Origin of the sequence: Streptosporangium lutulentum, assembly GCF_030811455.1 — a bacterium.
Taxonomy (GTDB): Bacteria; Actinomycetota; Actinomycetes; order Streptosporangiales; family Streptosporangiaceae; genus Streptosporangium; species Streptosporangium lutulentum.
The window spans coordinates 7218620-7239430 of sequence record NZ_JAUSQU010000001.1 but is presented as its reverse complement, the minus strand read 5'-3'; the positions used below and the strand labels follow the sequence as shown (position 1 = coordinate 7239430).

21 protein-coding genes and 1 tRNA gene are annotated in these 20811 nt (G+C 69.4%); 12 read left to right on the top strand and 10 right to left on the bottom strand.

From position 1 onward, the window contains the following. The first annotated feature begins 143 nt into the window (after positions 1 to 143). Together J2853_RS32390 and J2853_RS32385 are read left to right on the top strand one after the other, a co-directional pair. Positions 144 to 2708 (top strand): sensor histidine kinase, encoded by a 2565-nt coding sequence (locus J2853_RS32390; protein ID WP_307568904.1) that lies wholly within the window; start codon positions 144 to 146, stop codon positions 2706 to 2708. Beyond that, on the top strand, positions 2705 to 3373 hold the full coding sequence (locus J2853_RS32385; protein ID WP_307564501.1) for a response regulator: 669 nt from the start codon (positions 2705 to 2707) through the stop codon (positions 3371 to 3373). The genes J2853_RS32390 and J2853_RS32385 overlap by 4 nt, the downstream gene beginning before the upstream one ends. A gap of 256 nt (positions 3374 to 3629) precedes the next feature. Here J2853_RS32385 and J2853_RS32380 read toward each other — a convergent pair whose 3' ends face one another. After that, positions 3630 to 4289 (bottom strand): class I SAM-dependent methyltransferase, encoded by a 660-nt coding sequence (locus J2853_RS32380; RefSeq protein WP_307564500.1) that lies wholly within the window; start codon positions 4287 to 4289, stop codon positions 3630 to 3632. A 564-nt stretch (positions 4290 to 4853) separates the two neighbouring features. On the opposite strand from J2853_RS32380, the gene J2853_RS32375 reads away from it, so the two are divergent. Further along, positions 4854 to 5666: an alpha/beta fold hydrolase gene (locus J2853_RS32375; RefSeq protein WP_307564499.1), complete on the top strand. Its 813-nt coding sequence runs from the start codon at positions 4854 to 4856 to the stop codon at positions 5664 to 5666. A 198-nt stretch (positions 5667 to 5864) separates the two neighbouring features. Here J2853_RS32375 and J2853_RS32370 read toward each other — a convergent pair whose 3' ends face one another. Both J2853_RS32370 and J2853_RS32365 read right to left on the bottom strand, forming a co-directional pair. Then, complete coding sequence (locus J2853_RS32370; protein ID WP_307564498.1) at positions 5865 to 6455, bottom strand: DinB family protein; 591 nt, start codon at positions 6453 to 6455, stop codon at positions 5865 to 5867. Positions 6456 to 6635: 180 nt separating this feature from the next. Then, positions 6636 to 7133: a DUF1203 domain-containing protein gene (locus tag J2853_RS32365; RefSeq protein WP_307564497.1), complete on the bottom strand. Its 498-nt coding sequence runs from the start codon at positions 7131 to 7133 to the stop codon at positions 6636 to 6638. Positions 7134 to 7266: 133 nt separating this feature from the next. Here J2853_RS32365 and J2853_RS32360 point away from each other — a divergent pair, with 133 nt between their 5' ends. Next, complete coding sequence (locus tag J2853_RS32360; protein ID WP_307564496.1) at positions 7267 to 7914, top strand: DUF7691 family protein; 648 nt, start codon at positions 7267 to 7269, stop codon at positions 7912 to 7914. Between the two features lie 248 nt (positions 7915 to 8162). Here J2853_RS32360 and J2853_RS32355 read toward each other — a convergent pair. Both J2853_RS32355 and J2853_RS32350 read right to left on the bottom strand, forming a co-directional pair. Next, positions 8163 to 8236: transfer RNA gene (locus tag J2853_RS32355), tRNA-Pro, on the bottom strand. 23 nt (positions 8237 to 8259) lie between these two features. Then, the gene (locus J2853_RS32350; RefSeq protein WP_307564495.1) at positions 8260 to 9183 is read right to left on the bottom strand and encodes a metallophosphoesterase; all 924 of its coding nucleotides are present in this window, start codon (positions 9181 to 9183) and stop codon (positions 8260 to 8262) included. Between the two features lie 79 nt (positions 9184 to 9262). On the opposite strand from J2853_RS32350, the gene J2853_RS32345 reads away from it, so the two are divergent. Then, positions 9263 to 9718, top strand: a complete 456-nt coding sequence (locus tag J2853_RS32345) for a GatB/YqeY domain-containing protein (protein ID WP_307564494.1) — start codon at positions 9263 to 9265, stop codon at positions 9716 to 9718. A 386-nt stretch (positions 9719 to 10104) separates the two neighbouring features. Here J2853_RS32345 and J2853_RS32340 read toward each other — a convergent pair whose 3' ends face one another. Further along, positions 10105 to 12339, bottom strand: a complete 2235-nt coding sequence (locus J2853_RS32340) for a transglycosylase domain-containing protein (protein WP_307564493.1) — start codon at positions 12337 to 12339, stop codon at positions 10105 to 10107. Between the two features lie 282 nt (positions 12340 to 12621). Here J2853_RS32340 and J2853_RS32335 point away from each other — a divergent pair, with 282 nt between their 5' ends. Continuing rightward, positions 12622 to 12918, top strand: coding sequence for a WhiB family transcriptional regulator (locus J2853_RS32335; protein WP_012887233.1), 297 nt, complete (start codon positions 12622 to 12624; stop codon positions 12916 to 12918). A 380-nt stretch (positions 12919 to 13298) separates the two neighbouring features. Here J2853_RS32335 and bagB read toward each other — a convergent pair whose 3' ends face one another. Together bagB and bagA are read right to left on the bottom strand one after the other, a co-directional pair. After that, positions 13299 to 14456 carry an ATPase BagB gene (gene bagB / locus J2853_RS32330; RefSeq protein WP_307564492.1) on the bottom strand — a complete coding sequence of 386 codons (1158 nt, stop codon included), beginning with the start codon at positions 14454 to 14456 and terminating at the stop codon, positions 13299 to 13301. Further along, positions 14453 to 15457, bottom strand: coding sequence for an ATPase BagA (gene bagA / locus J2853_RS32325; protein ID WP_307564491.1), 1005 nt, complete (start codon positions 15455 to 15457; stop codon positions 14453 to 14455). Before bagA ends, bagB begins: the two co-directional genes overlap by 4 nt. A 156-nt stretch (positions 15458 to 15613) precedes the next feature. Here bagA and sp36 point away from each other — a divergent pair, with 156 nt between their 5' ends. From sp36 to J2853_RS32305, 4 genes are all read left to right on the top strand, one after another. Next, positions 15614 to 15772: a Sp36 family protein gene (sp36, locus tag J2853_RS32320; protein WP_307564490.1), complete on the top strand. Its 159-nt coding sequence runs from the start codon at positions 15614 to 15616 to the stop codon at positions 15770 to 15772. Further along, a complete protein-coding gene (locus tag J2853_RS32315) occupies positions 15769 to 16227 on the top strand; it encodes a RidA family protein (protein ID WP_307564489.1) in 459 nt (152 codons plus the stop codon). Before sp36 ends, J2853_RS32315 begins: the two co-directional genes overlap by 4 nt. 91 nt (positions 16228 to 16318) lie before the next feature. Next, the gene (locus J2853_RS32310) at positions 16319 to 17155 is read left to right on the top strand and encodes an NUDIX hydrolase (protein WP_307564488.1); all 837 of its coding nucleotides are present in this window, start codon (positions 16319 to 16321) and stop codon (positions 17153 to 17155) included. Next, positions 17152 to 17940, top strand: coding sequence for an MBL fold metallo-hydrolase (locus J2853_RS32305; protein WP_307564487.1), 789 nt, complete (start codon positions 17152 to 17154; stop codon positions 17938 to 17940). Before J2853_RS32310 ends, J2853_RS32305 begins: the two co-directional genes overlap by 4 nt. On the opposite strand, the gene J2853_RS32300 is transcribed toward J2853_RS32305, so the two are convergent. Then, entirely contained in the window at positions 17937 to 18617 is a 681-nt protein-coding gene (locus J2853_RS32300; protein ID WP_307564486.1) for a Crp/Fnr family transcriptional regulator, read from the bottom strand. The genes J2853_RS32305 and J2853_RS32300 overlap by 4 nt on opposite strands. A gap of 87 nt (positions 18618 to 18704) precedes the next feature. On the opposite strand from J2853_RS32300, the gene nth reads away from it, so the two are divergent. After that, entirely contained in the window at positions 18705 to 19424 is a 720-nt protein-coding gene (gene nth, locus J2853_RS32295) for an endonuclease III (RefSeq protein WP_370879419.1), read from the top strand. Positions 19425 to 19607: 183 nt separating this feature from the next. Continuing rightward, on the top strand, positions 19608 to 20249 hold the full coding sequence (locus J2853_RS32290) for an NUDIX hydrolase (protein ID WP_307564484.1): 642 nt from the start codon (positions 19608 to 19610) through the stop codon (positions 20247 to 20249). On the opposite strand, the gene J2853_RS32285 is transcribed toward J2853_RS32290, so the two are convergent. After that, positions 20199 to 20750 carry a HEAT repeat domain-containing protein gene (locus J2853_RS32285; protein WP_307564483.1) on the bottom strand — a complete coding sequence of 184 codons (552 nt, stop codon included), beginning with the start codon at positions 20748 to 20750 and terminating at the stop codon, positions 20199 to 20201. The genes J2853_RS32290 and J2853_RS32285 overlap by 51 nt on opposite strands. Positions 20751 to 20811 lie beyond the last annotated feature (61 nt).

The window sequence follows — 20811 nt, the reverse complement described above, 5'->3', positions numbered from 1 at the left end:
CGGAGCGGAGCGACCAGGTGGGCGCTGTGGAACGCGAGGCACGAGCGGTTCGCGCCGCGGCCCCGGAGCGGAGCGACCGGGTGGGCGCTGTGGAATGCGAGGCACGAGCGGTTCGCGCCGCGACCTCGGAGCGGAGCGACCAGGTGAACACCGCACGCGGGCGGCTGCGCGTCTATCTGGGTGCGGCTCCCGGTGTCGGCAAGACCTTCGCGATGCTCAGTGAGGGGCAGCGGAGACTGATGCGGGGCAAGGACGTGGTCGTGGGTCTCGTGGAGACCCATGGCCGCCCCCGTACGGCCGAGCTGGTCGACGACCTGGAGGTGGTTCCCCGGCGGTCCCTGACCTATCGGGGGACCGTCTTCACCGAGCTGGATGTGGACGCGGTCATCGCGCGTGGGCCGAGGGTGGCGTTGATCGACGAGTTGGCGCACACCAATGTGCCGGGGTCGCGGAACGCGAAGCGCTGGCAGGACATCGAGGAGATCCTCGATGCCGGGATCGATGTGATCTCCACGGTCAACGTCCAGCACCTGGAGTCGCTCAACGACGTCGTCGAGGCGATCACCGGGGTGCCGCAGCGCGAGACGGTGCCCGACGAGGTCGTCCGGCGGGCCAGTGAGGTCGAGCTGGTCGACATGTCGCCCGAGGCGCTGCGTCGCAGGATGGCCCACGGCAACGTGTATGCCCCGGAGAAGGTCGACGCCGCCCTCTCCAACTACTTCCGGATCGGGAACCTGACCGCCTTGCGGGAGCTCGCGTTGCTCTGGGTCGCGGGGAAGGTCGACGAGCAGCTCGACCGGTATCGCGCCGACCACGGCATCGCCGGGACGTGGGAGGCCCGTGAGCGGGTGGTGGTGGCGCTGACCGGCGGTCCGGAGGGTGACACGCTGGTACGGCGGGCCGCCAGGATCGCGGCCAGGACCAAGGGCGCCGACCTGCTCGCCGTCCACGTCACCAGGTCCGACGGCCTGACCGAGGGAGACCCGGCCAGTCTGGTCCGCCAGCGCGCACTGGCGGAGAGCATGGGCGGCACCTACCACCAGGTCGTCGGTGACGACGTCCCGCGTGCTCTGCTGGACTTCGCCCGGGGGGTGAACGCGACCCAGCTCGTGCTGGGGGCCTCCCGGCGTGGCCGGTTCGCTCAGATCTTCTCCCGGGGGGTGGGGGTCACGGCGACCACGATGTCCGGGACCATCGACGTCCACATGGTCACTCACGACGAGGCGAGGAAAGGACGCCGGCTTCCGTACGCGCGGGCCGCGCTGACCCGCAAGAGGAGGCTGGCCGGATGGGCGGTCGCCGTCGTCGGGATGCCGGCGCTCACCGCCGTGCTGATCCCGTTCAGAGACGTGCTGTCGCTGCCCAGCGAGATCCTGTTCTTCCTGGTCATGGTCGTCGGCGTCGCCCTCATCGGCGGCATGTGGCCGGCCCTCACCGCGGCGATCGTCGGCTCCTTCCTCATCAACTACTACTTCACCCCTCCCCTCCACACCCTGACGATCTACAACCCGGAGAACCTCTTCGCCCTCGTCGTCTTCATCGTGGTCGCCGCCGCGGTGAGCGGGATCGTCGACGTGGCGGCCCGCCGTACGAGGGAGGCGGCACGGGCGACGGCGGACGCCGAGGTGCTGTCCACCCTGGCGGGCCATGTTCTGCGTGGCGATGCGGCGCTGCCGTCCCTGCTGGCCCGGCTCAGGGAGACCTTCGGCCTGACCTCGGTCACGCTGCTGGAGAGGATCGACGAACCAGGCCCGGACGACCAGTCGGATCCCGAGGCGTGGCGGATCGTCGCCACCGCGGGCGGCTCCCCGTGCACCTGTCCCGGCACGGCCGACACCGACGTGGTCATCGACGAGCAACTGGTACTCGTCGTGCGGGGCAGGCTGCTGGAGGCCTCCGACCGGCGGGTGCTGGAGGCGTTCGCCGCGGAGGCGGCCGTGGCGTTGCGCCAGGAGAGGCTGAGGGAAGAGGCCGACCAGGCCAAGCCGCTGGCCGAGGCGGACAAGATGCGCACCGCGCTGCTCGCCGCCGTCAGCCACGACCTGCGCACCCCGCTGGCCTCGGCCAAGGCGGCCGTGGAGAGCCTGCGCACCACCGAGATCAGATGGAGCCGGGAGGATCGGGAGGAACTGCTCGCCACCGCCGACGAGTCCCTGGTCAAGCTCGACCGGCTGGTCGCCAACCTCCTCGACATGAGCCGCCTGCAGGCCGGGGTGCTCGGGTTGGTGCCGCAACCGACGGGGGTGGGAGAGGTCGTGCCGCGCGCCATCGACGATCTCGGTCACCTGTCCGAGAGGATCGAGGGGAACATATCGGTTGAACTGCCTGACATCAGTGCCGATCCGGCGCTGCTGGAGCGGATCCTGGTCAATCTGATGTCCAACGCGATCCGGTACAGCCCGGCCGATCAGAAGGTCTTCGTCACGGGCAGCTCGCACGGCGACCATGTGGAGATCCGGGTCGTCGATCGTGGTCCGGGCATCCCGGTGGAGGCGCACGATCGTGTCTTCCTGCCGTTCCAGCGGCTCGGTGACCGGGACAACCACACCGGTGTCGGTCTCGGCCTCGCGCTCTCCCGAGGACTCGCGGAGGCGATGGGCGGGACCCTCACCCCCGAAGAGACACCAGGGGGAGGTCTCACCATGACCCTGACACTGCCCATCTCCTCGCGGGAGCAGGTCATGCCCGCCGTTGCGGAGGGAGCATGACCCGCATTCTTGTCGTCGACGACGAGCCCCAGATCCTGCGCGCGCTCCGGATCAACCTGGCCGCCCGCCGCTACGAGGTCGCGGTGGCCGCCGACGGCGGCGCGGCACTGCGCGAGGCCGCGGACTGGCACCCGGACCTGGTCATACTCGACCTCGGTCTGCCCGACATCGACGGGATCGACGTCATCCACGGGCTGCGCGGCTGGACCTCGATCCCGATCCTGGTGCTCTCCGGCCGGACCGGCGGCGCGGACAAGGTGGACGCGCTCGACGCGGGCGCCGACGACTACGTCACCAAGCCGTTCAACATCGACGAGCTGCTCGCCCGCGTCCGCGCGGTGACCCGGCGGACCGCTCTCCACGAGTCGGAGCTCGCCCAGATCCACATCGGCGACCGCGTCGTCGACCTGGTCAGCAAGACCGTCTCCGACGGCGTGCGGCTGACCCCCACCGAATGGCATCTGCTGGAGATCCTGCTGCGCAACCCCGGCAAGCTGGTCAGCCAGCGCCAGCTGCTGACCGAGGTGTGGGGGGAGAAGTACCTCAAGGAGACCCACTACCTGCGCCAGTACATGACCCAGATGCGCAAGAAACTGGAACGGGACCCGGCCCACCCGGTTCACCTGCTGACCGAGCCCGGAATGGGTTACCGCTTCAATCCCTGATCCCGGCGTCCGCGCGGCGATGCCGGATCGGCGCGAGGCGGGCGTCCGGGTTTCCCGATCCCCGGACGCCCGCCTCGCGTTCCCACCCGGGCCGGGCTCCGCCCGGGCTCAGGCCGGGCTCAGGCCGGACTTGGGCCGCACTTGGGCTGGGCGAAACGCTCAATCGGGCCGGGCGACACGCGAGACGCCGGGTCGCCCGGCTTTCCGTTCCTCCGGTGGTCCTTCGGGCTCTCACCGGGGCCGGGCGACTGTGCTCTCACCGGGGCCGGGCGACCCCCAGGACGTGGCTGACGTGGTCGAAGGAGAGGCGGTCGAGTCGTTCGATGCCGAACCCCGCCCGCTCGATGGCGGCAACGGTGTCGCGGGCGGGATGGCAGCCGCCGCAGGCGCGCGCCCAGAGAGGGGTCGCCATGGTCTCGATCAGCGCGACAACCGAATTGCCCGAGCGCTGGTGCTCGTAGAACCGCAGTTCGCCTCCCGGGCGGAGAACGCGCCTCACCTCGGACAGCGTCGCCTCCGGCCGGGGCACGCAGCACAGGACCAGAGAGCAGACGACGGCGTCGCAGGAAGCGTTCGCGACCGGCAGGGTCATCAGATCCCCGTCGAGGATACGCACCGGTGTCGAGATCTCGGCGGCGGGAGTCCGGGCCACCTCGCGGAGAAAGGGATCCGGCTCGATGAGGACGATCTCGTCGAGTCCCGAGGGGAAGCATCCGAGCTTCACCCCGTCTCCGGCTCCGATCTCCAGAACGCGTCCGGTGAGACCCGCCGTCAACCGCTCGCGCTGCGGGGTCGGGTGGAAATCGCTCCCGTGGCCGATGCACACGGGGCGCGGGTGATGGAACTGTTCCATTCCACGTCCCAGAGCGCTCCTGGTATCCGGGAGCTCACTGTGCTCGGGGGTGCGTACTGCCATGTCTCCTCCTGAGGTCGGCGTTTTCAGTGTCGGACCGGCTCGATGAGGACGGGACAATTGATATGGGGTTCTTACGGGCTAGACGCTGATTCATATGTTTTCTTGATGCCGTCCCTCGATACGGACGATGATTAACGGGTCGCATCGACAATTACCGGCCGGTGCGGCAGCAGATCCGCATAACCGTCTTATTGGTGAAATCAGCTTCAACCGCCGACCGGACACGGGCCACCAAGGAGACTTCTCTACGGGGCGTCCCGCGACGGCTCCTCCGGCGACGAGAACAACCGGCGGAACGGCACACGACGACGGCGAGTGTGTGAACGGCAGGAAGACAGGCGAGTGGACGGACCACGACGCGGACGGAACGGTGAAACGCACAAAGACGCATCGCGCGGATCCGGCCTGATCCGCGCGGGGAGAAGACGCCGGCGTCCACGAGGACGAGGCGGAGATTCAAGATGATCAGGAGATCGAGCGGGCGAGCGATGAGTTTCGCCGCCGGCCGGAGTCATAGCTTCGTCGCCGCCATCGCGACGACCACTTGAGGAAGGACGATCGGTCATGACCACCATCCACACTCTTGACATCTCAGGCGGGCGCCTGCACTACGAGGTCCGTGGCGCGGGACCGCTTCTGCTGGTCATGGGGGCGCCGATGTCCGCCGCGGCCTTCGCGCCCCTGGCCGACGCGCTCGCGGGCGATCACACCGTCGTCACCCACGATCCGCGGGGCGTCGCGGGCAGCACTCTCGACGACCCCGAGCAGGACTCCACCCCCGAGTTGCGGGCGGACGACGTCGCCGCCCTTCTGGACGCCCTGGGAGCCGAGTCCGCCGACGTGTTCGGCAGCAGCGGCGGCGCGGTGACAGGGCTCGCGCTGGTCGCGCGGCATCCGGGACGGGTGCGGACGCTCGTCGCGCACGAGCCCCCACTGCTGGAACTGCTCCCCGACGTCGTCGAGCGGCGTGCCGCGGTCGACGACATCATCGAGACCTTCCACCGGGAGGGGCACGAGGCGGCGTGGAAGAAGTTCATGATCAGCTCCGGGCTCGACGTCGGCAGCGACGACGTCCCCGCCGGCCCCCCGCAGGGGGAACCCTCGGAGCAGGACCTCGCCGACAACACCCACTTCTTCGGCCACGAGCTCCGGGGCACCACCCGCCACGTGCCCGACATCGCCGCGTTGACGGCCGGCCCCACCCGTATCGTCGTCGGCCTCGGCGTCGGCTCGGGCGGCCTGGTCACCTACCAGACCTCCACGGCGCTGGCCGGACTGCTGGGCACGCAGCCGGTCGAGTTCCCCGGCGACCACGGCGGCTTCCTCGGGCAGCCCCAGGAATTCGCCGAGGCGCTGCGGAAGGTGCTGGCGGGTTGAGAAGGCGAGCGGGCCGTTCGCCCGCCGCTACCCCGCGTACGGCGAGCCGTAGATCCTGATCATGCCGCCGGTAGTGGTCCGGCGCGGGCGCGACGGTGATGGCGCCGGCGCCGGGCGCCACTCCGGTGGGCGGTCGTCCGGCGCAGCGGACCCCCTCCGGGAGCCGGGGGTGTCCGTGCGGACGACGGCACGACGGGCTCAGCCCCGACCGGATTCCAGCGCCACACGCTCCAGCCGGTTCCGGTAGTCCTCCCACCACGCCTGGTCGTCTGACGGCATGTTGCCGCTGTCCTTCCGCAGCCCGGCGGCTCCGTCGATGAGCTCCCGGACGATGTCGGCGTGCCCGGCGTGCCGATTGGTCTCAGCGATCACGTGTACCAGGATCCGGTGCAGCGTCGCCTCACTCCGGTCGGCCGGCCACCACGGCACGTGACCGACGGTGTCCAGCGTCAGCGCGTCGATCGTCGCGTCCGCGTGCGCCCACGCCCGGCGGTACAGGCCGACGATCTCGTCGCGTGTCTCGTCGCCGGTCGCCCACATGTCCGCGTTGAGTTCGGCGTCTTCCGCCAGCCACGGCAGGGGTTCGTCGAACGGCCGCCCGAAGGTCTCGCCGAAGTACCCCAGCTCGACGCCGGCCGCGTGTTTGACCAATCCGAGCAGGTTGGTGCCGGTCGGCGTCAGCGGCCGGCGGATGTCGTATTCCGAGAGCCCGTCGAGCTTCCACAGCAGGGCTTCGCGGACGGTCTGCAGGTAACGGCAAAGATCCGCTTTCGGTTCTGTCTCAATCATGCCGAACAGTCTCCCGCAAACATGTTCGTATGACGTTACGGCGGGTCGCTCGGGAAGCCGTGCCACAGTGCCGTGCGCCGACCCGCGGCCCCCGGCGTCCCGGCCCTCGGCGCCGATCTCTTCCCCGATCTCCCTCGACCCCGTCAACGCGCCTTCGAGCCGGAAGTACGAGGAAAACGGTCAGGCCCGGTGCGCCTCGAACAGGAAACAGCCGAACTCCACCGCCCGCACATGAACCAGCGCCACCTCGGGGTCCGCGAACTGCTCGGCCAAGATGGTCTCCGCGGCGATGGCGTCGCAGCTGACGTGGTGATCCACCAGCTGTCCTCCGAGGATGTCGCCCGCGGCGTCGTAGGCGCGGAAGACCCGCCGCTCACCGCCCACGTCGACCGGGAAACCCGTCCCGCCGGGCCCCTCGCACGGCTCCGCGTGCACGAACACCGGGCCCAGCTCCTCGTACGGGCCGGGATCGCCTCCGGTCCGCGCCGCCCACCGGCGCAGCGGCGCGTACGAGAGCAGGGCGAGCCGCTCTCCTGGAAGGCTACGGCGCAGGCAGCATCGCAGCGGGGAGCCGCCCTCGGCGTCGACGATCAGGCGGGGCGGACGCCCGGCGTCGTCGCGGACGCGCAGCTCGGCGACGACCTCGGCGTCGATGGCAAATGTACGGAAAATGCTCATAGATTCATGCTGGACTTCGCCGGTCTGACGCGCTGGCGGAAATCGGCCTTGATTATGGGCCCGGCACCTCCTCTGCCGCCACCCCCTGCCGCTCTGGGACGCCGGTGTCAGTGGCTCATGCGACCATGTCCGCATGAGTCACGTGATCGCCATGAAGACGGTTACCCTGAGCCGGACTTTCGCCTATGTCCAGGGCGGCCCGTTCAGCGCCCAGCAGGAGGAGATCCTCGACAACATGCGCGAGCGGGCGCGGGCCGACCAGCTGCGCCTCGACGAGGAGGGCATCGACTGGGACCTCACCATCCCCGAGGCCCTGGAGCACCTCATCGCCGGACGGGCCGACGCGGTGGGCCCTTACGCGGGCAACGCCTACCACACCGCGCTGCTGGCCGTCATCGCGTGCACCGGATCCGACGCCCTCGACGTGGGCGTGTACTCCAAACCCTCCACCTTTTTCGGCCTCATGGACGACGAACTCCGTGACCTGGGAGTCCCCGCCTATCTTCTGCCACGCGGTTTTCTGTACGCGGGCCTGCCCAAGGAGATTCCGTTCCACATCCCGAGCCCGATGGACGGCTACCCGGCCATCGGCTACCTCCCCCTGGCCCAGGCCAAAGCCGCTGCCGACGCCTACACCGCCGTACTCGACCGCTTGGACGGCGCCTTCACCTACGACACCAAGCTCCTCATCGAGCTCCTCCAGGTGGAGCACGAGGAGTGGCAGACCTCCCTGAAGCGCGGCCACGCCGCGGACACGATCCTCTTCTGGATCGGGGGCTGACTCGGATCCACCGGGGGAAGTCCTCTGCCGCAGGAACTCCGGCTCGAATCTGCATCTGGTCTTTCCCGCGACCCGACCTTCTTCTCAGGTCAGATCTTCGCGACAGAAGGGGAAGGCCACATGCCGGCTTTTATGGGACGAATGACAAAGACGCCGGAGAAGCGTCGTCACGCGGTCATTCACTCGGCAAACGCAAAGGGCCGCTCCTGATCTCTCAGGAACGGCCCTCTACCTCGGGACTTGCAACGTCGGGGTGACAGGATTTGAACCTGCGGCCTCTTCGTCCCGAACGAAGCGCGCTACCAAGCTGCGCCACACCCCGGTCTTGCTCGTGCTTGGGAAAGTCTAGCGGACTTCGGAGGTGCTTGCGTCGCCACGGCGACGAGGCACCAGCGTCAGGAGAGTGGCCTCGGGGTAGCAGGCGAACCGGGCCGGGGCGTAGGGGCTGGTACCGAGGCCGGCGGAGACGTGGAGATAGGCGGAGTCGTGGCGGCTCAGACCCTTGACCCGGGCTCGGTCGATGCCGCAGTTGGTGACCAGGGCGCCGTAGAAGGGGACGCAGAGCTGGCCGCCGTGAGTGTGGCCGGCGAGCAGCAGCTGGTAGCCGTCGGCGGCGAAGCGGGTCATGTTGCGGGGCTCGGGGGAGTGCATCACGCCCAGGCGCAGATCGGCCTCCGCGGGAGCGGGTCCGGCGATCAGGTCGTAGCGGTCGCGGTTGATGTGGGAGTCGTGGATGCCGCCCACGGCCACGTCGAGATCGCCGACCTTGATGCGGGCCGTGGTGTTGTTCATGTCCAGCCAGCCCTCGACGGCCATGCCGGCGCCCAGCTCCTCCCAGGGGAGCGAGGGGATCGTCTGGCGGCGATCACCCTTGGAGGTGCGCCAGAGGTAGCGTGCGGGATTCTTGGGGCGCGGCGCGTACAGGTCGTTGGAGCCGTAGACGAACAGGCCCGGACGCGACAACAGGGGTTCGAGGGCGTGCAGCAGGGGGCCGACCGCGTCGGGGTGCGCGATGGAGTCGCCGGTGTTGACCACCAGGTCGGGGTTGAGCGCGCCCAGCGAGCGGACCCAGTTGATCAGCATTCGCCTGCCGGGGGTGAGGTGCAGGTCGGAGAGGTGCAGGATGCGCACCGGACGCCTGCCGGGCTCCAGCACGGGCACGTCGAAACGCCTCAGCCGGAAGGCGTTGCGCTCGATGACCGAGGCGTAGGCGAGGCCTGCCAGGCCGGCGCCGAGCAGGGACAGGGGCACAGCAGCTGCTTTCCTCACCCTCCCATCATGCCCGACATCAAGCACTCGAAAGGAAACTTGGGATACAGCGGGATGGCGAGACGGCAAGATGGACTGCATGAGCGCATTGAAGGACAAGCTGAAGGCCGATCTCACGGCCTCCATGAAGAGCAGGGACGAGATCCGCACCCGGACGATTCGCATGGCCCTGGCGGCCGTGGGGGTCGAGGAGGTCTCGGGCAAGACGGCGCGTCAGCTCTCCGACGACGAAGTCGTCAAGGTGCTGGCCAAGGAGGCCAAGAAGCGCCGGGAGGCGGCCGAGGCGTTCAGCGGCGCCGGCCGTACGGCGCAGGCGCAGGCCGAGGTGGACGAGCAGGCCGTGCTGGAGGAGTATCTCCCCGCCCAGCTCTCCGACGAGGAGCTCCTCAAGCTCGTGGACGAGGCCGTCGCAGAGAGCGGCGCCGCCGGGCCGCAGGCCATGGGCCAGGTCATGAAGGTCCTGAACCCGAAGGTCGCCGGACGTGCCGAGGGCGGCCGGGTGGCGCAGGCCGTACGGGCCCGCCTGTCGGCCTGACGTACGGGGCCCGGCTCAGCGACACGGTCATTGGGGCCTGTCCGACCGTCTGTCGGCCTGGCGTACGGGCCCGGCTGCCGGGCCGATCCCGGCCCGGCGCCGAACTCCGGCGGTCTCGTGCGGACCCGTGACGGATCCGGTGGCCCTCCTGGGCCCTGACGACCGCCTCGCCCGAGCTTTTCGACGAGGACTCCGGCGCCGGAGTCCCCGACGCGCTCTGCCCGAGCCCCTGACGGCCCTGGGCGGAGCGCGCGCCCGCGTGTGGGCATCCGCTCCGCCCTAGAGCCTTGAGGGCCCGCTCGCCGCGACAGGCGGCCCGGATGTGGACCGGGAGCCCTCCCGGTGACCCGGCGAGACGCGGGGGCGTCGTGAGGGCTCAGGTGCCGCTACGGGACGATGGGGGCGCCGCCGTTGGGGTCCAGGATGATGTCCGGGGGCGGGCTGTCGCCGTCGCCGCCACCGTTGTCGGTGCCGCCGCCGTCGCCCTGGTCGCCCGAGTCACCCCTGGGCTTCGGGGGCGGCTTGGGCGCGCACCTGCCGCCGGAGCAACCGCCGAAGCGCTCCTTGTTCACCGGCGTGAAGGAGGTCGGATCGACGCCCTTCAGGGCGCGGCCCATGGAGTCCTTCCAGATCCGGCCGGAGATGTCCGCGCCGTAGACGTAGCTGTAGTACTGGCCGCCGATGGTCACGCCCATCAGGTCGTGCTGGAAGGCGCCGCGCGGGTCGCCGAGGCTGACCGCCGAGGCGAGGTCGGGGGTGAAACCGGCGAACCAGGCGGCGGTGTAGGCGTCGGTGGTGCCGGTCTTGCCCGCGGCCGGGCGGCCGATGCCGCCGATCCCGGACATCGTGCCCTTGGTGAACACCCCGGACATGATGTGGGTGGCCGCGTCGGCGACCTCCTCGTCCAGGACCTGCTTGCACGACGGCTTGTAGGACGTGGCCTTGTTGTCGCGGTCGCGGATCTCGGTGATGGCCATCGGCTTGCAGTAGGCGCCGCGGGAGGCGATCGTCGCGTAGGCGGCGGCGACCGTCACCGGGTCCATCTCGTTGACCCCGAGGGTGAAGGTCTCGACCTCCTGGAGCTTGCCCCCGTCGGCCCGCTTGATACCGAGGCTTTTGGCGGTCTTGACCACGTCGCAGAGGCCGACCTCCTCCTCCAGCCGCATGAAGAAGGTGTTCACCGAGCCCAGGGTGCCGGTCGTCAGGGTCTTGAAGCCGCCGCCGCCCTCGCTGGAGTTGCGGACCTCGTGGGAGGGCTCGCCGACCCTGTTGCCCTTGCAGTCGCGGAACGTGCTGGAGCTCGGAGCCCGGTAGCCCGAGCCGGTGCCGAAACCGTCGTCGATCTTGAGGCCCTCGCTCAGAGCGGTGACCAGGGTGAACATCTTGAACGTGGATCCGGCCTGGAAGCCCCTTCCGCCGCCGTGCATCCCGTCGGCGGGGAGGTTGTAGCTGATCTCGTTCTTCTTCTTGTTCTGCCCGTACTTCCGGCTGGCGGCCATGCCCTTGATGGCACCGGTGCCGGGGACGACCATCGCCTGTGAGGCGACCGGCTTGTCGCTGGTCTTCACGTACTGCTTGATGGCCTTCTCGGAGGCCGCCTGCGCCTGGGGGTCGAGCGTCGTCTTGATCGTCAGGCCGCCGCGCTGCAACTGCCTCTTGCGCAGCGCCGGAGTCTTGCCGAAGTCCTCGTTGTTGAGCATCTCGTACTTCACATAGAGGCAGAAATACGGGTACGGGCTCGCGTCGCAGTCGCCGGGGACCGGGGTGTCCTTGAACCCGAGCTTCTTCGCCTTGGCCTCCCGCGCCTCCTGCGGCGTGACCTTGCCGAGCTCGGCCATCCGGTCCAGGACGAGGTTGCGCCGGTCCAGCAGGCGCTGGCGGCTCTCCTTGCCGGCGTTCGGGTCGGTCTTGCTCGGGTTCTGCACGGCTCCCGCCAGGGTGGCCGCCTCCGCCAGGTTCAGCTTGGAGGCCGGCTTGCCGAAGAAGCGCTTGGCCGCCGCCTGGATGCCGTAGGCGCCCGCACCGAAGTAGGAGATGTTCAGATAGCGCTCAAGAATCTCCGGCTTGGTGTATTTCTCTTCGATCGCCAGCGCGTAGCGCAGCTCGTTGAGCTTGCGGGAGACGGTCGGCGCGATCGCGGCGGCCTGCTCCTCCTTGGTCTCCGCGCTGTTGAGCCGTACAAGCTTGACGTACTGCTGGGTGATGGAGGAGCCACCCTGCACGTCGCCGCCACCGGCGGAGTTCTTCACCAGCGCGCGGAAGGTGCCTTCGATGTCGATGGCCCCGTGCTGGTAGAACCGGTCGTCCTCGATCGCGACGATCGCGGTCTTCATGAAGTCGGAGACCTGGTCGAGCGAGACCGATTCGCGATTCTCAAAGTAGAACTGGGCGAACTGCTTGCCGCTCGCGTCAAGCAAGATCGTCTTCTCGGGGAGCGGGGGTTCGTTGAGTTCCTCGGGAAGGAGGCGCAACTCGTCGGTGGCGGCGTTCACGGTCAGACCCGCCCCGCCTATCGCCGGAAGTGCCACGGCGGCGACCAGTACGCCTGTCGCAACGGCTGCGGCGAGGAGCCGTAGCACATTGACGGCTGCCGAACTCAGATCTTTGCCTTGAGCTTGCACGAGTCCCAGGGTACGTCGGACGGCGACGGACGGATGGCTCAAACGGTAACGGAACGACATTTTGACATGTCCGTGTCTCGATTGTGCTTGGACAGGTGACTAGTCATTCCCGGCCAGATGGCCGTGGATGACCATGTGAGAATTTGGTCCCGCCGGGGTCTGTCGGCCCGAACGTCTGATTGCGTACGTTCTCTTTCTGCGGCAATTGAATACCGAAGGCTCGACGCCCGCGCCCGTCGGCCCCAAAAGTCACGACTGACCACCTAAGGGGAGTGGGGTCGAATGTGGATCACGGATTGGACCTCCCGTGCGGCCTGCAAGGGTGCGGATCCTGATGCTTTGTTCGTTCAGGGTGCAGCCCAGAATCGAGCAAAGCTGATCTGCCGAGGGTGCCCGGTCCGGACCGAGTGCCTCGCCGATGCGCTGGACAATCGCATCGAGTTCGGGGTGTGGGGCGGGATGACCGAGCGCGAACGCCGAGCGCTGCTGCGCCGGCGACCGGATGTCGATTCCTGGCGAGACCTGCTGGAATTGGCCAAAGAAGAGTACGAGCGAACGAATGAGCTGATCGCCGGCTGAGTTCGCACTGATCCTGTACGGCCGGCGCTCGGCGCCGGCCGTACATTGCGTACGCCCGGCCAGGTGTTTTCGATCCTTGTGAACGCCTGGCCGGGCGTCAGCCGTACACGCGTATGCCAGGACCGGGCGCCACCGGTCCGCGCATGCGCGTGCGACGTTCGCGCCTGACGTTCCCTGGGCTGTCGCAGACCCATGGGTCCGCGCGTGCGACGTTCGCGGCCGTGCCCGTCCGTCATCGGTCCGCGCATGCGGTCGTCCGTAATCGTGCCCGTACGCCGGGTCCGTCTCCGTGAAGGAGCCGGACCCGCCCACGGGACCGGGACGATCCGCGCGGGCCCCCGCGGGCGGCACGAGGCCGCGCGTCCGGCAGGCGTGTGCGCCTACTGGGAGCCCAGGAGCTCGCCCACCTCGCGCAGACCCTTCAGGTCGTGCACGTCCTGCGCCATGGCGGGAACCCGGGCCACGGGCACCGTGGGATGGGCGGAGACGAAGTGCTCCTGCTCGCGTAGCTCGCGGGCGGCCAGCTGCATCCGGCCGGCGTGCAGCCGCAGCACGGCGGCGGTCAGCTCGTGCTCGCCACGCGACTCCAGGTCCTCCGCCGCGGCGGCGCTCCGGGCCGCCGACAGCACGCCCGCCGGCGAGAGGTGCATCCGGTTGATCACGAGTCCGGCCAGGGGCATGCGCTCCGCGGCCAGCCTCTCCACGAAGTAGGACGCCTCACGCATCGCGTCGCGTTCGGGCGAGGCCACGACGACGAACGCGGTGCCGGGGGCCTGCAGGAGCCTGTAGGTCTGGTCGGCACGCGCCCTGAACCCGCCGAAGACGGCGTCCAGGGCGGACACGAAGGTCTGCAGGTCCTTGAGCACCTGCGCGCCCAGCAGCTTGGTCATGGCTCCGGCGATGAACCCGAAACCGGCGTTGAGCAGCTTGAACGCGCTGCGCCCTCCGGCCTTGGCGGGGGCCATCAGCACCCGGATGAGCCGTCCGTCGAGGAAACGTCCCAGCCGTTCGGGCGCGTCCAGGAAGTCCAGCGCGGAGCGGGACGGCGGGGTGTCCACGATGATCAGATCCCAGTCGCCCGAGCGGCGGAGCTGCCCCAGCTTCTCCATCGCCATGTACTCCTGCGTGCCGGAGAAGCTGGACGACAGAGACTGGTAGAAGGGGTTCGTCAGGATCTGGCGGGCTCGCTCTGGGTCGGCGTGCGCTTCGATGATCTCATCGAAGGTCCGCTTCATGTCGAGCATCATGGCGTGCAGCCTGCCCTTGCCCTTCACGCCCGAGACAGGCTTGGGGGTGTTGTCGAGCTCGGTCAGCCCCATCGACTGCGCCAGCCGCCGGGCGGGGTCCACCGTGAGCACCACGGCGGAACGGCCGCGCTCGGCCGCCCGCAGTCCCAGCGCCGCCGCGGTGGTGGTCTTGCCGACGCCGCCGGAGCCGCAGCAGACGACGATCCGGGTGCCCGGATCGTCGATGATCGCGTCGAGGTCGAGGACCGGGGCCTTCCGGTGCCCGCCGGGTCGCTCGTCGCGCTTGCTCATGCCGCTCCCTGGACGCGGATCGACTCCGCCAGCTCGTACAGCCCGGAAAGGTCGACCCCGTCGGCCAGCAGCGGCAGCTCGTAGCGGGGGCGGCCCGCCTTGTTCAGCGCCAGCCGCTCGCGGTGTTCGAGCTCGGCCCGGTGGGCGTGATCGGCGATCTCCTCCGCGAGCGCCTCGGCCACGGAGACCCCGGTGGAACCGCCGTCGGTGAGTCCGGCCGCCTTGAGGCCGAGCACCAGCTCGCCCGGGTCGAACCGGCCCTTCGCTGCGGCTTTCAGGACGGAGTCGGGCAGCAACGACTCCCTGACCATGTTGATGAAGACCCCGCCGGCCGGGAGGCCGATCGTGTGGAGCTCCTGCAGCCCGTCCAGGGTCTCCTGGACGGGCATCTCCTCCAGGAGCGTGACGAAGTGCACCGCGGTCTCGGGGGAGGACACGACCCCGTTCACCAGGTCGGCGTGGTTCTTGATCGGACCCATCCTGGCCAGCCCGGAGACCTCGTTGGTGACGTTGAGGAAGCGGGCGATCCGGCCGGTCGGCGGCGCGTCGAGCACGACCGCGTCGTAGACCCGCCTGCCGTCCTTGCCCTTGCGCCGGACGGCCTCGCTCGTCTTGCCGGTGACCAGGACGTCGCGAAAGCCCGGGGCGATGGTCGTGGCGAAGTCGACGATGCCCATCTTGCTCAGCGCCTTGCCCGCCCTGCGCATGCCGTAGAACATCTCGAGGTAGTCGAGCATGGCCTCTTCCGCGTCGATGGCCAGCGCGTAGACGTCCCCGCCACCGGGCGCGACGGCGATCTTCCTCTCCTCGTACGGCAGCGGCGGCAGGTCGAAGACCTGTGCGATTCCCTGCCGGCCCTCGACCTCCACCAGCAGGACCTTGCGTCCGCCCGCGGCGAGGGCAAGGGCGAGTGCGGCGGCCACCGTGGTTTTACCGGTGCCGCCCTTACCGGTGACGACGTGGAGGCGTACGCCGTCCCAATCGGTGTCGCGAGCTCTCACCTTTCGAAGGCTACCCAACGGCCACTTGACGATTCGCCGCGGCCTTGCTCCGTACATAAATATGTGGTTTCTCACAGCTTGTTATGGCAAGCCGTTCCACCGGAGGGATGTTCGGATGGAACCGCTCGCCGCGGAGGTCTCGCTAATGTGTCCCGCATGACGAAATGGGAGTACTCGACGGTTCCTCTGCTGGTGCACGCCACCAAGCAGATTCTTGACAACTGGGGCCAGGACGGCTGGGAGCTCGTCCAGGTCGTGCCCGGGCCGAACAACCCCGAGCAGCTGGTCGCCTACATGAAGCGGCCCAAGCAGTGACCCCGCAGGAGAGGCTGGCGGCGCTGGGCCTGGTCCTGCCGGAGGTGGCGTCGCCGCTGGCGGCCTACGTCCCGGCCGTCCGCACGGGTGACTACGTCTACACCTCGGGCCAGCTCCCGATGGTGGAGGGCAAGCTGATGACGACCGGCAAGGTCGGCGCCGAGGTGGACGTCGAGGACGCCCACGGCCTGGCCAAGATCTGCGCCCTCAACGCCCTCGCGGCCATCGCCTCGGTGTCCGGCGGCCTGCCGAACGTCGTCAGGATCATCAAGGTCGTCGGTTTCGTGGCCAGCGCTCCTGACTTCACCGGCCAGCCTCGGGTGGTCAACGGGGCCAGCGAGCTGCTCGGCGAGCTGTTCGGCGAGTCGGGCGCGCATGCCCGCAGCGCGGTGGGCGTCGCGGTTCTCCCGCTGGACGCGCCCGTCGAGATCGAAATGATCGCTGAGGTTCGCTGAGTTTCATTAGGGTTTGTTGATGATTGTCCAAGACCGGGCGGTGCCACATGATGGACCCTGAAACCGAGTGAGGTTCTGGTGGAGGGTCTGAATGGGTGGTATCCCGCTTCCTGGTGAGCTGGGCGAGCGCGCACGCGACATTCTGGCCGGGCGGGTGGAGCCCGTCCCGGCCCGGGATGCCGCCACCGTGGTCATCCTCCGGGAGGGCCGCGAGAGCGCGGAGGTCTACATGCTGCGGCGCAAGGCCAGTATGGCCTTCGCCGCGGGAGCCTACGTCTTCCCCGGAGGCTCGGTGGATCCACGTGACACCGACCAGGCGGTCGCCTGGGCCGGGCCCTCGCCCGCCGCGTGGGGCGAGGTCTTCCGCGCGGACGACAGGACGGCGCGGGGGCTGGTGTGCGCCGCCGTACGGGAGACGTTCGAGGAGTCGGGCGTGCTGCTCGCCGGCTTGTCCGAGGACTCCGTCGTGGCCGACACCACCGGCGACGAGTGGGAGTCCGACCGGCTCGCCCTGATCGACAGGAGCCTGTCCTTCGCCGACTTCCTGGACAGGCGCGGTCTCGTCCTCCGTTCCGACCTGCTGCGTCCCTGGGCTCACTGGATCACCCCCAGGGTCGAGCACAGGCGCTTCGACACCCGGTTCTTCGTGGCGGCCCTCCCTCCGGGCCAGCGCACCCGTGACGTCGGCGGTGAGGCCGACCAGGTCGCCTGGGTACGGCCCGCCGACGCGATCGACCGGGCCAGGAGCGGTCAGATCTTCCTGATGCCCCCGACCTACCGCACGCTCGGCGAGCTGCGCGCCTACGAGAAGGTCCCCGACGTGCTGGCGGTCGAACGGGAGATCGTCACCCTCATGCCGGAGATCGCGGAGGTGGACGGGGAGATGCACATCGTGCTCGACGACGACTACAGGTTCGGTGCCGCGTGAGCGGGCTGCGGATCCCCCTGGAAGGGCCCGACGGGTCGGGCACGACCCACGCCCTCAACCTTCTGGCCCCGAATCCGTCCCCGATGACCCTGGACGGGACCAACACGTGGGTGATCGGCGACGGGGAGGACGTCCTGGTCGTCGATCCCGGGCCGGACGACGACGACCACCTCGCGAGGGTCGCCGGTCAGCTGGAGGGGCGCAGGGTCGCGACGATCCTGCTCACCCACGGTCACCACGACCACAGCGGGGGCGCGGGAAAGCTCGCCGGGCTGCTCCGCGCACCCGTCAGGGCACTGGACCCCGCGCACCGGCTGGGGGAGGAGGGGCTCGGTGACGGTGACGTGCTCACGGTCGGCGGCCTGGAGCTCCACGTGGTCGGCACGCCGGGCCACTCGTTCGACTCGCTCTGCTTCTGGCTGCCCGAGGACCGGGCGATCCTGACCGGGGACACCGTGCTCGGCCGGGGCACCACCGTGATCGCTCCGGACGGCGACCTGGCCGACTACCTGCGGTCTCTCGACCGGCTTCGCGCGAGGACCGAGCACGTCGGCGCCGAGGCGCTGCTGCCGGGCCACGGCCCGGTGCTGCCCGACCCGATCGGCGCGCTGGACGGCTACATCGCACACCGGCGGCGGCGGCTGGACCAGATCCGGAAGGCGCGCGAGGGGGGTGCGGCGACGCCGAGGGAGATCGTGGAGATCGTCTACGCGGACGTGGACAGGTCGCTCTGGTTCGCCGCCGAGATGTCGGTCCGCGCCCAGCTGGACTATCTCGACGGCTAGCGCGAGCGGTTGTGCAGCCGCTCCAGGTCCATGATGACCACGGCCTTGGCCTCGATGCGCAGCCAGCCGCGCTGGGCGAAGTCGGCCAGGGCCTTGTTCACGGTCTCGCGCGAGGCTCCGACCAGCTGGGCCAGCTCCTCCTGGGTGAGGTCGTGGTGGACCCGGACGCCGTCCTCGATCCGCTGGCCGAAGCGCTCGGCCAGGTCGAGCAGGGCCTTGGCGACCCGGCCGGGGACGTCGGTGAAGACCAGGTCGGCCAGCACGTCGTTGGTACGGCGGAGCCGCTGGGCCAGGGCGCGCAGCAGGTGCAGGGCGACCTCGGGGCGACCGGTCAGCCAGGGGCGAAGGTCGTCGTGGCCGAGCCCGGCCAGGCGGACGTCGGTCAGCGCGGTGGCGGACGCCGTGCGGGGGCGGGGGTCGAACAGCGACAGCTCACCGAACATCTCGCTCGGGCCGAGCACGCTGAGCAGGTTCTCCCGGCCGTCGGGCGCGGTCCTGGACAGCTTGATCTTGCCTTCGAGCACCACGTAGAGGCGATCCCCGGTCTCGTTCTCGGCGAACAGGGTCTGTCCCTTGGACAGTTGCACCTCGGAGATGCTCGTGCGCAGCGCGGCGGCGCTCTCCCGGTCGAGCGCCGAGAAGAGCGGAGCCTTGCCCAGCACGTCGTCGGTGTTCACAGTGCCTCCTGTTTCACGGCTCACGCAGTAATTGTGACCTATCGCACCGCGCGGTTCTCCGGGGGGCCATGCGCGTAGGCTGTCGGAGTGCTCCGCAACGTCAGCTCCGCAGGTGAATCCCGGCTTGCCCTGGTCCGTCGAGCTCGGCGGATGGACCGAATTCTGGCGGAAACCTACCCTGACGCCCACTGTGAGCTTGACTTCCGTGATCCCCTGGAACTGCTGGTAGCGACGATCTTATCTGCGCAGTGTACGGACAAAAGGGTCAATACGGTTACTCCTACGCTTTTTGCGAAATATCGGACAGCAGAAGACTATGCGGGCGCCGACCGGGTCGAGGTGGAGGAGATCATCCGGCCCACCGGGTTCTTCCGGGCCAAGACCAACAGCATCGTCGGCATGGCCCAGGTCCTGTGCGACCGCTTCGGCGGCGAGGTTCCCGGCAGGCTCAAGGATCTCGTGACCCTTCCCGGAGTCGGCCGAAAGACCGCCAATGTGGTGCTCGGCAACGCCTTCGGGGTGCCCGGGATCACCGTGGACACGCACTTCCAGCGGCTCGTGAACCGGTTCCGCTGGACCGAGGAGACCGACCCGGTCAAGATCGAGCAGGCCGTCGCGGAGCTCATCCCGAAGCGCGACTGGACGATGATGTCCCACCGCCTGATCTGGCACGGCCGCCGCATGTGCCACGCCCGCAAGCCCGCCTGCGGCGTGTGCCCGCTCGCCGCGCTCTGTCCCTCGTACGGCATCGGTCCCACGAACCCCGTCGAGGCCGCCAAGCTGGTGCGTCCGGGGCCGTTCTCCTGACGTCCTCCCCGGTCGTCCCGCGGCCGTCCGGGATCGTTCCCGTAACCGGGCGGGTCCGTTCCCGTAACGGGGCGGGGCCACCCTCGTAACCGCCGGGGTCGCCCGCATAATCGGGCGGTGGCGCTTCCCGCGATCGGGAAGCGCCGGGCGGGATGCCGTGTTGCAGAGACCGGAGGTGTGCCCGTGGAAGTGCCTGAATGGTTGGAGACGCTGGCCGAACGTGCCGCGGGGGCACCGGTGCCCCCGCCGATGCGCCCGCCCGCGTCCGGCGGACGCCCGGCCGCGGTGCTGATGCTGTTCGGCGAGGGGCCGCTCGGCCCCGACGTGCTGCTGATCCAGCGCAGCTCGCGGGGGCGCACGCACGCCGGGCAGCCCGCCTTCCCCGGCGGAGGGGTGGATCCCGAGGACGACGGCCCGATCGCCGCCGCGCTGCGTGAGGCCCAGGAGGAGACCGGTCTCGATCCGGCCGGTGTCCGGGTGATCGGCACGATGTCCGAGCTGTACCTGCCCCACAGCGACAACCGGGTGACCCCGGTGCTGGGCTGGTGGCACACTCCCTGCGTGGTGCACGCGGCCTCACCCGACGAGGTGGAGTCGGTGGAGCGGGTCCCGATCAGCGAGCTCGTCGATCCGGCCAACAGGCTCAGGCTGCGCCACTCGAACGATTATCGCGGCCCGGCGTTCCGGGTGCGCGGGCTGCTGGTGTGGGGGTTCACGGCAGGAGTGCTCGACGGGGTGCTCGCCGCCTCGGGCTTCGAGCTCCCCTGGGATCGGTCACGGGTCGAGGACCTGCCCCCTGACGTCGTTAACCTCGCATCCCGTTGACAGGGCCAGGCCGAGGCAGGCCCAGTCGGCCACGTCGTCGTCGGGGTCGTTGATCAGCCGTCTCAGGGCGGACAGACCGGACGGGTCCGGCGGGTTGCCCATGATGTTCGGTAACGCGTAGGCGGCGCCGTAGCGAACCCTGGGATCGGGGTGCTCGGCCAGGGCGATCACCGAGGGGAGAGCGCGACGGTCTCTGAGGTGACCGAAGGCGATCAGCACCGAGTAGAGCACCAGGCAGTCGTCCTCGCGGACGGAGAGGGAACGGAGCACCGGCAGGCTACGACCGACGAAACCGAGCCGGCCGAGAATGTCCACCCCGAGCATCCGCTCGGCCGTAGTCTTTCCCGAGCACAACCGCCGGGCCGCGGTGAAAGTCTCCAGATCGCCACGTTTTTGCAGCTCATTGATCGCGTGCCAGCGGATCGCGCCGTCCTGGTCCTGATCTCGCAGCGCGGTCTCGATGAGAGACTCCACGGCCGCCGACCCCCCGATCGTTGCCATCTGGCCACGATAACCGCAGATACCTCGGGGAAGGTGTGCACGCGCGGGACAACGGCTGGAT

Coding starts and splice junctions, on each gene's coding strand:
- J2853_RS32365 (WP_307564497.1), bottom strand. CDS start 7,133: ATGAGCATTTTCCGTACATTTGCCATCGACGCCGAGGTCGTCGCCGAG.
- J2853_RS32370 (WP_307564498.1), bottom strand. CDS start 6,455: ATGATTGAGACAGAACCGAAAGCGGATCTTTGCCGTTACCTGCAGACC.
- J2853_RS32375 (WP_307564499.1), top strand. CDS start 4,854: ATGACCACCATCCACACTCTTGACATCTCAGGCGGGCGCCTGCACTAC.
- sp36 (WP_307564490.1), top strand. CDS start 15,614: ATGACGAAATGGGAGTACTCGACGGTTCCTCTGCTGGTGCACGCCACC.
- J2853_RS32385 (WP_307564501.1), top strand. CDS start 2,705: ATGACCCGCATTCTTGTCGTCGACGACGAGCCCCAGATCCTGCGCGCG.
- J2853_RS32360 (WP_307564496.1), top strand. CDS start 7,267: ATGAGTCACGTGATCGCCATGAAGACGGTTACCCTGAGCCGGACTTTC.
- J2853_RS32380 (WP_307564500.1), bottom strand. CDS start 4,289: ATGGCAGTACGCACCCCCGAGCACAGTGAGCTCCCGGATACCAGGAGC.
- J2853_RS32310 (WP_307564488.1), top strand. CDS start 16,319: ATGGGTGGTATCCCGCTTCCTGGTGAGCTGGGCGAGCGCGCACGCGAC.
- bagB (WP_307564492.1), bottom strand. CDS start 14,456: ATGAGCAAGCGCGACGAGCGACCCGGCGGGCACCGGAAGGCCCCGGTC.
- J2853_RS32335 (WP_012887233.1), top strand. CDS start 12,622: ATGTGGATCACGGATTGGACCTCCCGTGCGGCCTGCAAGGGTGCGGAT.
- J2853_RS32345 (WP_307564494.1), top strand. CDS start 9,263: ATGAGCGCATTGAAGGACAAGCTGAAGGCCGATCTCACGGCCTCCATG.
- J2853_RS32285 (WP_307564483.1), bottom strand. CDS start 20,750: ATGGCAACGATCGGGGGGTCGGCGGCCGTGGAGTCTCTCATCGAGACC.